This window comes from Proteiniphilum sp. (assembly GCF_034927365.1).
GTDB lineage: Bacteria > Bacteroidota > Bacteroidia > Bacteroidales > Dysgonomonadaceae > Proteiniphilum.
In genome coordinates this window covers 1-15,418 of the sequence record NZ_JAYFQD010000027.1, presented here as the reverse complement: position 1 = coordinate 15,418, position 15,418 = coordinate 1, and the positions used below count along the sequence as shown (strand labels likewise).

General features: G+C 39.0%; 12 protein-coding genes. 6 read left to right on the top strand and 6 right to left on the bottom strand.

Annotation, left to right across the window (positions count from 1 at the left end):
- Positions 1 to 81: 81 nt before the first annotated feature.
- From VB073_RS14600 to VB073_RS14575, 6 genes are all read right to left on the bottom strand, one after another.
- Positions 82 to 1,134, bottom strand: coding sequence for a hypothetical protein (locus VB073_RS14600; protein ID WP_323404930.1), 1,053 nt, complete (start codon positions 1,132 to 1,134; stop codon positions 82 to 84).
- Positions 1,106 to 4,441 carry a hypothetical protein gene (locus tag VB073_RS14595; protein ID WP_323404929.1) on the bottom strand — a complete coding sequence of 1,112 codons (3,336 nt, stop codon included), beginning with the start codon at positions 4,439 to 4,441 and terminating at the stop codon, positions 1,106 to 1,108. The genes VB073_RS14600 and VB073_RS14595 overlap by 29 nt, the downstream gene beginning before the upstream one ends.
- 147 nt (positions 4,442 to 4,588) lie before the next feature.
- Positions 4,589 to 6,007, bottom strand: coding sequence for a hypothetical protein (locus VB073_RS14590; RefSeq protein ID WP_323404928.1), 1,419 nt, complete (start codon positions 6,005 to 6,007; stop codon positions 4,589 to 4,591).
- Positions 6,008 to 6,092: 85 nt separating this feature from the next.
- Positions 6,093 to 7,502, bottom strand: a complete 1,410-nt coding sequence (locus VB073_RS14585; RefSeq protein ID WP_323404927.1) for a hypothetical protein — start codon at positions 7,500 to 7,502, stop codon at positions 6,093 to 6,095.
- A 433-nt stretch (positions 7,503 to 7,935) separates the two neighbouring features.
- On the bottom strand, positions 7,936 to 8,715 hold the full coding sequence (locus VB073_RS14580) for a hypothetical protein (protein ID WP_323404926.1): 780 nt from the start codon (positions 8,713 to 8,715) through the stop codon (positions 7,936 to 7,938).
- A 238-nt stretch (positions 8,716 to 8,953) separates the two neighbouring features.
- Positions 8,954 to 10,342 carry a DUF4419 domain-containing protein gene (locus VB073_RS14575; RefSeq protein WP_323404925.1) on the bottom strand — a complete coding sequence of 463 codons (1,389 nt, stop codon included), beginning with the start codon at positions 10,340 to 10,342 and terminating at the stop codon, positions 8,954 to 8,956.
- Between the two features lie 549 nt (positions 10,343 to 10,891).
- Here VB073_RS14575 and VB073_RS14570 point away from each other — a divergent pair.
- From VB073_RS14570 to VB073_RS14545, 6 genes are all read left to right on the top strand, one after another.
- A complete protein-coding gene (locus VB073_RS14570) occupies positions 10,892 to 11,455 on the top strand; it encodes a hypothetical protein (RefSeq protein WP_323404924.1) in 564 nt (187 codons plus the stop codon).
- Positions 11,456 to 11,482: 27 nt separating this feature from the next.
- On the top strand, positions 11,483 to 11,839 hold the full coding sequence (locus VB073_RS17520; RefSeq protein ID WP_416349556.1) for a hypothetical protein: 357 nt from the start codon (positions 11,483 to 11,485) through the stop codon (positions 11,837 to 11,839).
- Positions 11,840 to 12,013: 174 nt separating this feature from the next.
- Positions 12,014 to 12,790, top strand: a complete 777-nt coding sequence (locus VB073_RS14560; protein ID WP_323404923.1) for a hypothetical protein — start codon at positions 12,014 to 12,016, stop codon at positions 12,788 to 12,790.
- 107 nt (positions 12,791 to 12,897) lie between these two features.
- On the top strand, positions 12,898 to 13,653 hold the full coding sequence (locus tag VB073_RS14555) for a hypothetical protein (protein WP_323404922.1): 756 nt from the start codon (positions 12,898 to 12,900) through the stop codon (positions 13,651 to 13,653).
- A gap of 48 nt (positions 13,654 to 13,701) precedes the next feature.
- Complete coding sequence (locus tag VB073_RS14550) at positions 13,702 to 14,166, top strand: hypothetical protein (RefSeq protein ID WP_323404921.1); 465 nt, start codon at positions 13,702 to 13,704, stop codon at positions 14,164 to 14,166.
- A 282-nt stretch (positions 14,167 to 14,448) separates the two neighbouring features.
- Entirely contained in the window at positions 14,449 to 14,913 is a 465-nt protein-coding gene (locus VB073_RS14545) for a hypothetical protein (protein ID WP_323404920.1), read from the top strand.
- The last annotated feature ends 505 nt before the right edge of the window (positions 14,914 to 15,418 follow it).

The following is a 15,418-nucleotide window of genomic DNA, read 5'->3' as shown; positions in this document are numbered from 1 at the left end:
TATCAGTAATGCGATACAAATAGTCAAAAAAAGAAAACTCTTTTTTTCAGCCACTTTTATTATGTTCATTTTGATTTTACTTTACCAATTTGAAGGAAGCTTTAAAGACCAGACATCATTAATAAGCGGTGGAACCATTCCCCCGGCAATCCATATTTTGTTTTGAAATACAAAAACAGAATGTTCATGTCTCTCTTTCCATTTTAATCCTTCCGTTTTTAATTCTTTCCAATCTTTACCATTTTTTGAATACCAAATATCGTCCCAATTCTTATATGGGTTTCCCGACCAACCTCCTATAATCCACATATACCCCCTGTAAACTACTGAAGAAAACCATATTCGTTCATGCCATTTTGCATTTTCAGTCTCTTTTTGCCAATGAATTCCATCGGGACTACTCCAAACATCATTATAACCCCAGTATTCCGGATCATAATTTCCTCCACCCATTACATATATCCGATTATTTGATACTATAGCTTGATGAAAAGCCCTGGGTGGCCATTCAGCATTTTTTGTTATTAATGTCCAGTTTTTCCCATCATCCGAACACCAAACATCGTTCAATACACTATTTTTGTTTCCATCATAATAAGCAGTAGTACCTCCTAATATCCATAACTTGTCTCGAAAAGAAACTATGGCTGCAGCACATCGGGGAGACCATTCAGCGTTTTGGGTAACTAAATTCCAATCTTCACCATTCAGGGAAGACCATACCATATTGCTTGCCGATCGGTTTTCTAAACGGCCATTGTACCAACCTCCCATCATCCACATTTTATCTTTAAAAGTTATACTCATAGGTAAATCACTATGTATCCACGGTGCATTATTCGATATAAGTTCCCAGTTCTTACCGTCTTTTGATCGCCATACATCCCGGGGTGGGGCTTCGTATGAATTATGCCAACCGCCTAATATCCACATATATCCGTTGTATACGACTTCTCCCTGCGAATCTCTCGGTTGCCATGCTGCAGTTTCTTGTTCTAATGTCCATTTAATTAAAGGATCCTGCGCTTTCACCATACATGGGAGGAATGGAAAAAAGAAAATAAAAATATATTCTACTTCTTTCGTACAAATTCTCATATCAATATCATTTCTGGAGAAGATAAACAATACCATATTTATCCACCGTCCCTTTGGGCACTGTGACTTTATAACGGTTTTTCCCTGTTTTTTGAATGTCGACTTTTTTATGTCCTTCCGCGTCGGGCGAAGCATAATAAGCTTTTTTGAGAGGCGACAGTGTAATCTCAAAACTCATATCTTCATTGATCGGTTCCCAATCAGGATCGGGCAGGGGAAGCGTATCCCCATGTTTCACTTTCACTCCCGTAGCATTCAGTAAATGAACCATTACACTACTCCTTTCCTTTTCCGTATCTTTATAAGCTGTTACAAGCACTTTGGAAGGAATGGATATCGATTTGAACATCATCGGTCCGATCGTATTCTCTAATATTTTTTCGTTGGATACGGTTATTTTCGGATCGGGAGTAAAGCGGTATATCATGCCGGTTTCCCTGATCGACGGGCAGAATTCGTTGATCATGCTTTTGCCTTGTGCATATACCACCTTTCCTTTGCCGTATTTCACTTCTACCCACCCTGTTTCTGCGGCTTCGGCCAACCGGCTTTCGGTGAGGATATCGCCGAATGCCCTTTTATCTCTGGCTTCGCCGTACGGCGTAAGCATGCCTGCTTCTCCTGTAAGGAATAAGGTTCCGCCATCAAGGATAAATTGTTTTAACGTGCGTTCCTGTTCATCCGAGATACAATCCATTCCCGGCGCCAGCAGCACCCGGAACCTCGAGATATCCTGACCAGGGATCGCATCATCCAGGATAAATGTATGGGGTATATGCCTTGAAGCGAGGAACTGGCCGGTTCCCATTATTTCTTTGGGATAGTTCCCCGTATTCTTCATAGACCAATCCCTCGTCGACCGTGAGAACACCACTGCGATATCGGTATAGGGGACGGATGTTATCTTGTCCATATTTTCTTTCCAGCCTGTATAGGGATTCATTTTTTCCTTCTCTTCAAAATCAACCAAAGACCATGTCACTTGTCCGAACATATTGTTCATCGCCCATCCTATAAGGGCATAGTTAAATACTCCGTCGGGATAGACCAGCCCGAAGATAGGAGACCCATATGTTTCCCTGAGGCTGTTATACATATTCCTGCTGGTGAAATTATACCGGTAATCGTCCCATACGTCGCGGCTCATGATCTCGGTGCCTAAAAAGTCTTTTGACCTGGCACTCAGAGGCAAGTCCCCTCCCTGGCCGTATGAAGCGGCATTGGCCAGGAATCCCCCTTCCGAGTAGTATTCCAGGTTTGAAAAATAAGGATTGATCTGGTGGGTTAGATTGCTTAAGTCAATTCTCCATTGGGCCATGGCATGTTTACGCCATTCAATCCAGGTTTTCCATAATTTTGATGATTTATTATGCAATAAAGGGTTGGTTTCATCATCCGGTAATACCAATCCGGTAATATCGGTAAATGATTGCTTGCAATGGGCACAATTACAGAAATTCGCATAATGAAAGACCGTTTCATCCAGCATGAAGCCATCAATATTGGTGTTTTTTATATGCCCGGAAATATAAGGAAAGAAATATCCATACTTAAAATCGGGGTTTACGGGACATAATCCCCATGTAGGCAATCCATTGGTATGGTTATGCTGTAAATACCCGGGGTTTGCAGCCAGAAACCGGAATCCCATATCGGCATTCCACAAAATAGTCAGATCCTGGTGATCGATGATCTTCATTCCTTTTTGATGGGCTATTTCCACGGTCTGCCTGATATTCTCTTCCACCCGTTCCAAATGTGTGGCATAGGTGTGCCTTGAAAGAAAACCATTCAATATCACCGCGTTTACTCCACTGTTTTTGATCTGTTCCAGTCTTTTTTCAATTTTTTCGGGTGTGTTGAATTCGTTGAAGGTGCCCCAGTTATCGGGTCCCATGGTTCCCAACGGACTATTGAACCGCCAGGCCAGTTCGTCCGCCTGTTGGTCGGGCAATGCCGTGCCTAATTCCGGGAATGGGGGAATCTCCGGCGTTTCATTGATTTCACCTGCCAATGGTGAAAAAGTGAGCGCTTTCCCATACACCGGAGGAGTATCGTAATAATTTGCGAAGAGGATACCCGGGCAAAAACCGTCATTTTTCAACCAGTTTCCCCGCCTGAATTGAAAATCTTCTTCACGGTGCATGAACAACTGGAACCCGACCACACTCACTGCCCAATCCCCTTCAAAGCTGATAGCGGCGTTACCATCCTCTATCCATCGCACCAGGGTGACCTCGGCCATTTTACCTTTGTCAATTGCAATGTCGTGGTAAATTTGTTCTCCGTCGAATACAACGGAAAAAGGCCCTTTTTCCTTCTGCAATGCGCTTGATTTTACTGTAATAAGGTATAATCCCGGGCGTAATCCCTCCGTAATAAAGGTGTTGGGACTTGTAGAAGAGCAGGAAGCATACAATGCCCCGGTGCGCTTGCCTCCCTCGATAGAGAGCCCTTCGGTGCGCTGCCATCCGTAGCCTGCAGACGGGTCATACCGGTCTGTTCCCGCATGGGTGAAATCTTCTCCGGCCTTGTCGTTGAAAGAGAATAATTTTTCTTTCTTGAGTTCGGAGAAATAGTGATAATAGGTGGCGGCATGGTGGTTTGCATAATCATTTTTATCTCCCTCGAAAAGGGTGAGCTTACTGGTAAAATCACCCCCATAATGCGAGGCGGATGTCGAAAAGGAGAGCTCTATCATATCCCCTTTTTTGGCTACCGTCCATTGTGCTACCATCGTATTGATACTCGCCACATAATAGGTGCTGACTCCATGTGGGTTGAAATCGAAAGTAATAGGTCCTTTCGGGGTGTTGAAGGTGATCCACCGAGTTCCGGTGACAATATCTCCGTCGGGCATGGAGGCATCAAAATCGCCATTGCTCCAACGGGCATTCTGCGACCGTCCCGTCAAGGCGTCCCATGTTGAATTATTTAATGTGGAAGCAGACACCAGGATTTTATAGGTGATACGCGGGGAAGGATACTCCTCCATCAAGGCATCCTGATGTACCTGGAAAGTCAATTCTATTTTTCTCCCGTCGGGCGATAATCCGATCTCTCTGCGATAGGGCGCCACAGCACTACTGTTCCAGACATTGATGGTTTGCCAGCCGTTTTCACGTGTGACAGTAAAAGTATCGGCGTGGTCACCTACGGTTTGGCCTGCCGCCCAGGAGAGAGAGTCGCTGTACAGCAGCATTTCCCCTTTCCATTTTATTCCCATATTACGCGTGGCAGCAATCTCAAATGGAGACTCTTTCGCAGTGAACATCTTTTGCGCGTTGGATACTACTGTTCCCAAAAGGATAAAACAGAAAAAAACGATTATAGACCTCTTCATAGCCTTGTATTATATTTTAATTGATAGAGAATACATTTCCATTATTTTTGTATGCGAAAGCAATTTTTTTTACATTTTCATGCCAAATACTTTTCAACGTCTCAAAATCGAGGTTATTGTAGGAATAATTTCGTTCTCATTGTACACCTATTTCGAAAACTCTTCTTTGATAATATCATATTTCTCTTGGGCATTCGTCGGATGAGGATGAGTATATATCAATAATCCGTCTCCATGTTTTTTTGATAATTGTATCATTTCGGAAACATAGGATGGTGTGGATGATCCTGCTTTTGAATGTGCGCTTGAATAAATATCGATGATCAGAGGCAATCCTTTGAATTTTGTCCGCATCCACCCTATTTCATTCACCAGGAGATCCGATCTGCTTAAAGTTTCTTTACCGGACGATTCTGCTTTATAGGGGAACAGAATGCCATCAAAGTAGGGCAAATAATCCGAATAATCTGTTATTTTGGTGGAATTATAATAAATACAGGGCACGAAAGCCAATTGAGGGTTGATATTGCGCATGACATTTACAAATTCGGCTGTATATTCCGGCGTATAAAACTGCATATTCCAACCTACAAAATCATCAATACTTAATGCCGTAAGGTTAGGGTATACCAAACTCAGTTTGGTTATTTCTTCAGCCCATTTCACATAATCTGTCTGAAACGGTTCGGATGACCAATTGGTTTTGGGTTTTGACTCCGAATAAGGAACGAGGGTTATCCATACATCGATTTTATTTTTTTTTGCGACCGGCAAGAATAATTGCAGATCGTCCCAATCTTTTTCACCGCGCCATATCAACCAATTGTAAGTATTCGCATTCAGGTCTTTTAGTTCATTGATTAGTTTGCCGATATCTATCCTGCCATTTTCTAATTTTGGAGGAGACGCGTAAGTTCCTTTTACTCTCGACAGTACATTTTCCGTCGTAAAACGGGCTCCCTCTAAATAGGTGATTTGGTCGTTTTTGTCTTTCACATAGGGGAGAATATAATACTCTGTTTGGGGTTGCAGGCCGCTAAGCGTTATCTCGGGTTTTAAAAATTCCTTTTTTACCGGGTCATTTACCGTCGCTTCTGTTTCACTATAATATACACCCCATTCTTTTAACCGATCGGTAAGATTAAACGAGACCACTGCCGAATTACGTGTCATTTTATCCGGATCGACGGTAACAGTATGCGTAAATGGAGGTAAGGTTGTAAAGCTCTTTTCACTCCCGTGCCAGATGTTTCCGTCGTTAACATACGCCCGGTAGTGGTAAATATGTTGCGGGGTCAATCCTGTCAGGCGGACACTAAATTCATCATTCAAAGAGACAGTCCGGGTATACTTCGTATAGCCGTTACCTCCATTCAACTCGATGCCGTATTCAGAGATACCGCCGGTGCCGGTATTCGGAATTCTACCTCCGCAAACAGCAGAAATATCGGTTATTTCCCGTGCAATGAGCGTTTCAATCTGCACCGGACGAATTTCCACATCCGATTTTATACATGATGTAAGAAGGAGCACACATACAATAATACTTTTTTGATAATTATTCATTGCTTACTCCTCCTTTTTATCAATGCGGAAATCTTTTGTTTATTGTATAACATTCACCTTTGATAGAAATCATCATTGCGTCCGGCTATATCTCCGAAACATAAACTTCCAAAGGTTGTAATTCTTTTTTGTCAATCCCTGCAATATCTATTTGTATTTTATTTGTTTTACTTGTGTTCGTAACTATGATATATTTTCCCTCTTTTTTACCTTCCTTGATCATGATATGCAAATTATTATCCACCTTCTTATCAATCGTCTTCAGTTTAACAATAGGCAAATTGTCATTCAATTCCTTCAACATCGGCAATAAGGTGTCAAAGACTTCCGGGGTTTTACTCCAGTCGTTCCAGAACAGGATACCTGTGGCTCCATGAATGATGGATGTATAGATTTGACATTTTACTATTTCAATATATTCTTTCGGTGTCATGTTGGCTGGTTTGGCATACCCGTTACCATCGAAATAGATCCAGATGGGTACATTGGGTCCTAATCCCTCCCTGAGGGCATCCACCGTTATCCCTGCCAATACCGGATGGGCGAAGTAATCACGGAAAGCATTGATCCCGAAGACATCTCCATTTCCTTTATATCCTGATGCAATCAATTTTGTATTCTCATACCAAAGAGATTTTAAAGTGTCAAAATCATATTCTGTATATGAATATTTTCCGTTATTGAATTGGTAAACAGGAAGGCCGTTATGGGCGTGGTAGAATCCCAATAGAGGGATTTCGCATTCGAGTGCTCCCGGATCAATCAACTCGTAGGGAGGATTTTTGGAGAGGGTGTCATGAGTTTGCAGATACTTCTCCTCAAATAAATAAGTGCTCCCTTTACAGTGCCCTAATAAATCGACGAAAACAAGCGCATTCGGGTCGTGGAGCTTCACTCTTTCATTGATTTTCGCTCCCATGGAAGGCGGGACAGCCCATTTACTCACTCCTCCCAATGCAATCTCATCGATATGTGAATAGATATATTTGTTGTTTGGAAGGGTTTCCAGTATCTTTTTAATTTCCGAATCAAGATATTTGTTAAAGTTGGTATCGTTCATCAGCCCTTTCATGTATTGGCTTCTGTAATAATCCTTGTCTTTGCCTTTTGGTAACTCTGGTATCTGATCCAAATAATTATGAAGTATAGCGGAAAATGGATTGAGTATATGTATTATATCAGACATATAGTCTTTCTGAAGCCCGGGAGTCATAAAAACCATGTTGAAAGGAGCGCTCCGTTCTTTAAAAAGAACTGCATTCTTTTCATAATCAGGCTCATTGGCTTCTGTGGAATCGGTAAAGGTGTATCCCGGCACATGCCAGGTTCCAATGGCGAAAAATTTTTCGTATTGATTACCAGAGAAATCTTTTTGTAAAACCCAACCCTCTTCATATTTCCATTCCAACCCGGTAGGCGTTTGTGATACGGGACCGGAACAGGCGACGCATACAAAAAATAAGAAAGTAACCATCAAATAATTTATTGTCTTCATAATATTTCCGAATATAGCGTATGTTTCTAAGTTTCAAAAATATATAATTGAAATTATGTATGGTGGTTATTCGCGAAATAATATCCTCAAAAGACGTTGCAGGGGACTCCTGTCCGTCAGTTTCCGGTAACCTAAGTTTGTTTTTGATAATCCGATGTCTGCAAATGATCGTCTCCAAAGTACTCCGGCAGATAGTTCAGGTATTTCAGCCGGCAAATGGCACCTTGAAATGTTCTATATCGAATTCCCCGGCTTAAGTATGAGTTTTATACTTCCTTACGAACCGGACCGGTCCGGTGTGCATAATTTGTTTTTTATCAAATTTTAAACTGATGCTATGTAAAGTCTGTTTTGTCAATTAGCTTATACAAATTACCCACATAATTTGTGGAATATTGATAGATGAAATTGATATTTCAACATTAACATGGCACTAATATATATCATTTCGTTCTTTCATAGACACTAGTTTTCCTTTCTGGAAAACTAGTTCCATACATGGTACTTTGTGCCATTCTTCAATACTGATTACAGGATAAAACTTCGGTTTTGGTGTACCTGCTTTTCTATAATAATCAACAGTTTCTTGTCTGCTATTAAAGTAAGGACCCCGTCCTCTTTTAACTAGAAGTGTATCATTTAGCCAAACGGCAGGCATCAAGCCATACTCTATTTCTTTTGAATTCTGTAGCGCGTATTTCTGGCCTAATTCCTTGTCAAATTTGATCTGCGTCAGTTCTTCCATAATCCGGTATTGCTTATTATCCGGAAAAGCAGACTTAATGGCACTATCATCGAAGAACGTTATATTGCCAAGATAGAGGGTGCTGTCTATTAAAAACCAACGTACATAATAGGTAGTATTTAGCCCTTGACGATAAGAACTAGGAACAATAAAACTGGTTAAATCTGCATTTATTTCTACGATAGCGAATTTGTGATAGGAATCATAAATGTCCCGGTAATTTTGAAAGACCTTTAAAGGGGATTTCTGCATTAAATACAAAGAATTAGGGTGATCATTTATATCGAGCATATCTGTCGTTTCTGCCGACATCAAAAAGTCAAAAATAGAATCTTTTTTTGTTTTAGGTTGATTCTCAGTTATCTTTCCATCTTCACTTTTTTTGTCGCTATTCCTGGCGTTTTGGCCGCTTAGTGTGAAACAGAGGATAATCAACGCTAAAGAAAACAGCATTCTTAAATTTTTCATTTGGTCAAAAATTAAAGCAATAATTCAATTACATTAGATATTTTCTCCGATTGACAATACAAATTTATTTATTTTACTCTTGCCTAACAAACTATGATAATTCCTTTGACAAATTTTCTGTGCGGCTTGACATAAGACGTACAAAATTGAACTATTATTCTTTTCATCTCTTATATTTTAATAAGATACGACAACGAATTATGATCCTTTTTCCTAGGAAAATCAGGTGTAAGCGGTATCATTTTATGATTTCACCATTTATTACCAATCGCGTAACAGGTAATAATTTCTTTATCCGCTCGATTTCAGTATTGTTTATTTTCCCTGATAGCTGTAATGTCTCAATTTTGATTTCTTTTATTTTCTCAGGAATATTTATTTCATCTGTAAACACTATATCAAGGTTTTTGATCTCTTTTAGCTTAAAAATGGCAGCAGGAATTTCTTTCACTCGAATAGCAATGCCACCTCTGGATTTATTGTCGGATTCAAATTTTTGCTTTAAACCAATATTTTGAATATCCTTCTTTCTTATCATCCAACCTATTTTTGGGGTTAAAGCATAATTATCTTTATTTTGTTCAAGGCCGACAAAACCTGCCCATAGTTCTAACATGGTTTCTTCTTGTTGTTCATTAATGTGTTTTAAATCAACTTTCACGATCTCTTCCGGAAGAGTTTCCCTACCTTTAACTTGTTTTAAGTCATTACGTTTTCCGTTCTTATCGTATGGGAAAAATTTCACAATCCACCCATCGATGATATTTGGTGCTCCGTATTTCTTTTGGGAATGATATTTAAACATATTCTGCCAAAATATCTTGTCAACTTCTCCGTTAGATGCTGCTATAAATTGTGCTAATAATGGTTCCAATTCGGATATCCACCAGTTCAAATCATATTTCGCCAATTGTTTTGTCTTATCTAACACTTTTTGCCAATCTTCCGTAGTCCCTTGTAAAGTTATTTCAGGTATACCGCAAATGGCATAGATGACAATAAATTCAAAATAGGGTTCCATAGCTTCCATGATTGTTATTTCAGAAGCAATCCGGGTTGTAGGTGTTGTTGTGGAAAAATTGGCAGATAACAATTCCATTAGATCGGTTCCTGTGTACAAGGCTATTTGGTTTTTGAATTCGGAAAAAATTTCTTCCCACGGACTATCAGGATTTTCCAGGGTTATTTTGCTGGAAGATATTATCAATGATAACTTGCCTGAAGAATCAATAAAATGATGTCGTAAATTTTCCGAGTTGGCATTCACATGCCTTGCAAATCCTTGGCTTATGAGCAGCCATATCATATCGGGCGACAATACAAAAGCTCTGTGGTCGGCATATGCTTGGTACATTCCATTGAAAAAAGAATGATACCCGTAATTTACAAGGCTGTCGGGCAATTCACTTTGAGCAATGATACTATAAGGAAGTTTTATACTATCCTTTAGTACTTTTGGCCATAAATCCACATCAGACGCGATAAGCCTTTCATAGATACTTTTGCTTGATTGCTCATACAATAATTTCTCGGGTTTAGATAAATCCTCTATTGAAAAAGTTATCTCATTTTGACAATACCCCTTCAATGAGACTAATATGCATAGCCATATAACCAATTTTTTCATTATTTTTAATCTTTAGTGCCAAGTTATAAGTCAAATGATATTTTCATTATTTTTCCATCACCGAAAAATCGTCCAATATACTTTACGCCAACAGATATCTTTTCAAGCTTTTGCTTTTATTTATCGGATGATGTCTCAGCATGCAGTGTATGTAATAGAGTTTCAAATATATATAATTGAAATTATTTATCATGGTTATTTGCGAAATATCGTCCTCAAAAGACGTTGTGGGAAGTGCTTGCCCGTCATTTTGCAGTAATTTGTTCATGTATTGACGTTTTTTGAGGGATTTCTTACGCAAAAAAGGATCACAAAAAGAAAATACACTCCACTTTTGATAAAATTATGTAATTGGCCGGTTTTTAGTTGTGGGCAAGGTATAGAAACTACAAGACCGTGTTGAATTCATGCAAATCCTGGTGGATGCGAAAGCCAATCAATTAGATGAATCAAAAGTTTATTGCCGTATTAAATACATTGGAAGAGTAACTATAAGTCATGTTTTAGAGAAAGGAAAGGTATAGAATAACCCAATAAAGTAACGAGATCATGAAAAGAATATTTGTATTAGCACTTCTTGGCCTGGGGCTGATGACTCAGACTCACGGACAAACCGCCAAGGAACAGGATGAAAACAAGGTCGGGAAAACATATAAGAACGAAGTTTTTCGGTTTAGCGCGACAGTACCCGACAGTTGGAGATTGTACGGGCAGATTGTGAACGACACCATACATCACATGGCGATTGCCGATTGGGGATTACCGTTGGTTTATAGTGAACTGGAGAAAGTGGAAATTGAAAACTCCGTTTCGATTGTTGCCTATAAGAGGAAAGAGATTAATTCGGTGGAAGAATTGAGTCTATTTGAATATGCAAGATATATGGGAAATAGTAATAGAGGCGATGAAATAGTGATGGAAGTAGATCAAGTAAACCCGGATGCAAGATTCCTTCATATTACAAAAACGACAGGTGTAAAATTCCGTGCAAAGCAGTATCTTGTTTTCAAGGATAACACCGGTTATGTCGTTACTTTTATGGCAACCCCAGGGACATACGACAAGAATTTGAACGCCTTTGAAGAGTTTTATAAAAATGTGAGGTTTGAATAAGGTGATAACCGGATAAATAGTTGTTTCATGAAAAGAATAATTATTGTTATTACAGTGCTGATTATCTATGTGATAACAGCGTGTTCTCAGGTATATATGACAGGGGATATAGAGAGGTTATATTCAGGCCATGGTCCTTATACAGTTACCGGATTGCGTTACCTGATCCGTAACGACGACAATGCCATACGGCCGGGCGACCGCTACGAACTGGTTTACTGGGATAGAGGCCAATGGATTTCACTGGGAAAACAAATAGCACAGGAAGCGAAACTCAAATATGATGATGTGCCCACAGGAGCGTTATTCCTACTGCATAACCATACCCGGGGAAAGGAGGAACGGCCTTTCACCTATGAAAACGGACAGCAAGTCTGGTGGTGAGAGCCGGGCTCTTGTTGAGAAATTTTTTCAACGTTTGATAAATATGGAAGTGAGCCCTCTCAAGAGGATTTAGATACACGATTAGATGTTTTAGATGAACGTATATATACTTCTGGTGGTAATACAAATCCGTATAACGATAATTAAATATGATATTTAGTAAGATAATAAGATATGGAATACATTATAAAATCAACATTATTGACTTTCTGTTTATTTGTATTATTACCAAATCTTGAGATTATGGCTCGGCTAATTAACCCTGATCCGGAAAGTTTCGAGTTTAAAAAAACAGTTGAGCCGGCTATGATTGCTCACGGACTTCACAATACGAAAGGAAAAAATGCTTCACATCAAAAATTCTTTTCCGGGTATAACAGTATGGTGGAATTTTTTATGAACCACAGTTTTAAAGGTCCCTCCGGTTTTAGAATAGACAGTCTGGATGAGTGTAATTACAGGTTAGAAGTAAAATGGGTTTCTAATCAGCAGGAAGTTCTGGGAAAATTAAGAAAAGAGTTTCCACTAAAAAGTATCAAAGCAGGGGAATCTTTTACTTTAACAGAAGAAGAAAAAAAAGAGATAGCAAGATATAATCGGCGGCAAACTGAAGAAATGTATACAAAGGCATCTGAAAAATATGAAATCAAAATGAAAGAAATTTCTGTAAGTAAGTCTCTTGGAGATAAACTATACGAAATAACAACGTTACTAATAGACAGTCATGTTAATAAAGGAATTCCCCGGATATCGAAGGACGGGTATACGGCTATTTTCCGGTGTGTTGTTGGAGATGAGGTGTGGAATTTTTCGACTAGAAATCCTTTAGGTGTCTTCAAAGAATTAACAAAAGTCTGTAAAGATATTGTCAGGGATGTACAAGAAAATGAAAAGAAATTAGATGAGAATGAGTATATTTATCGATTGGAAGAGTTGACGAAAAATCAATAATTACGAATGGGCCAAGTTAGCTATCAAAATAATCATGATAGCTAACTTGAATTGTGAAAAATTATCAAAATGAAACAGGAATAATAACCAAATAAAGTAACGAGATCATGAAAAGAATAATTATTGTTATTACAGTGCTGATTATCTATGTGATAACAGCGTATTCTCAGGTATATATGACAGGGGATATAGAGAGGTTATATTCAGGCCATGGTCCTTTCGAAAAAAGAATTGAGTTTAATTTATTATTTCCGGGAGGAGGTTTCAACTCAAGTTCAAAAGAAGAGATGGAGATAAAACTTTTCGGGAAATCTAACGCTTTTGTAGAGTTTTTCCATCTCCCTTCACGTGCGGGAGCATCAGGTTTTCGTGTTGTGAAGAATGACTCAACTTTAACTTATGTAGTCGAAATTAGATACATTACGAATTACGAAGAGCTACAGGAAGAGATGAGTAAAAAATACCTTACGATAGGCATTCCGGGACCGTTCTCTGTGAGTGAAGACAGTATGAGGAAAATTAAATCATATAATACTGCTGCACTCAACAAGCAAAAAGAGGAGAGAAGTGAAAAATATGATATAGAGAGCTTAACATTCCCGGTTAGTCCCCAATTTGCGGAAGAGTTGCACAAAAAGATGGTTTCGTTTATTGGCAATTTTAAAGGAAAAGGTGTTCCCCGTAGAATTATAGGAGGACATAGTGTCGTTTTCCGGAATGTAGTTGAAGATGAAGTGTGGTCATTAAGAATCAAAAATCCTAAAGTACATCCTCTTAAAGAGCTATGCATACAAATCCTAGTGGATGCGAAAACCAATCAATTAGATGAATCAAAGTATATGGCCGTATTGAATACATTATGAAAAAATCATAATATGAGTAGAATAATGGAAAAAAGTAATCATCGTGTTATGAGAAAGATTGCATTATTTTTAATTCTTCTTCCCCTGTTTTGCCGGTTGTCGGCTCAAAACGAGCTGGCCTACAAACCGTTCGAGGCGTTCAATAACGATACGCTCGCGTTTATGGATTATAATTTCAGGCAACGGGCTGAATATTACAAGGGAAAAACGGTGGGCGAGGTGTTGGAAGACATCTCACTGCCGATAAAAGTATTTACTCGTTACATGGAAGGATACACTACAACTGGTCTTTTTGTATATACTGACTTTGTTCCCCATGAGATGAAGGGCAATTATATAGCAGTTTTTTTACAAAATCCTGTAGATTCCAGGAAGCTTGTCAAATTAATGGGCGGGGATCCAAATTCGAAAACGTGGACCCCTGAAATATACGAATTTCTAAAAAACGAGAAGGTGAAAGTTGTTCGGCCTAATCATTACAGGCTCTGGAAAGAAAAAGGAATTCGGATGTAGATACAACCGGTAAATGAAACCGTTTTATTGTGAAAGGGAACTGCCGTAATACAGGCAGTTCCTCTCCGATAAGAAATTTTACTTCCCTTCCCGGCCAATAGCATGGTATGGAACCATCCAATCAATGGAATTCACGTTCATACTACTGGAGATAAAATAATTTTCCGTTGGCGGAGCTGGAAAGATATGGAGATAATATGAAACGAGCATTCAGATCATTAAACGCAAGAATATGATTAAAGCAAGTTCCATACGCCAACTAGAAAAAAATAAATTAATCGTATGAAAAAGATTGCATTATTTTTAATCCTTCTTCCCCTGCTTTGCCGGTTGTCGGCTCAAAACGAGTTGCCCTACAAACCGTTCGAGGCGTTCAATAACGATACGCTCGCGTTTATGGATTATAATTTCAGGCAACGGGCTGAATATTACAAGGGGAAAACGGTGGGCAAGGTGTTGGAAGACATTTCCTTGCCGATAAAATCATTTACACGTTACATGAGAGGAAACACTACAATTTGTGTTATAGTGAATGCCGATCCCGTTTACCGCGAGTTTAAGTCCAATTATATAAGGATATTTTTACAGACTCCTGTAGAATCCAAGAAGCTTGTCAAATTAATGGGTGGAAATCCAAATTCTATGATATGGACCCCGGAAATATACGAATTTCTAAAAAATGAAAAGGTGAAAAGTGTCCGGCCTAATCATTACAGGCTCTTGAAAGAAAAAGGAATTCAGATGTAGATACAACCGGTAAATGAAACCGTTTTATTGTGAAAGGGAACTGCGTAATACAGGCAGTTCCTCTCCGGTAAGAAATTTTACTTCCCTTCCCGGCCAATAGCATGGTAAGGAACCATCCAATCAATGGAATTCACGTTTATACTACGGGAGATAAAATAATTTTCCGTTGTCGGAGCTGGAAAGATATGGAGATAATATGAAACGAGCATTCAGATCATTAAACACAAGAATATGATTAAAGCGAGTTCCATACGTCAACTAGAAAAAAATAAATTAATCGTATGAAAAAGATTGCATTATTTTTAATTCTTCTTCCCCTGTTGTGCCGGTTATCGGCTCAAAAGGTTCTTTGGATATCCGGGAGCTTAATCCCGATAATATCAAATCGATACAAAAAGGTGCCATAATTTACGGGAAAGAAAGAGAGGACGGGATGATACCGGTAGTAAAAGAGGAAAAAAATAAGAACCCGATAATTTTCCTGGATGGGGAAAAGATATCTCCG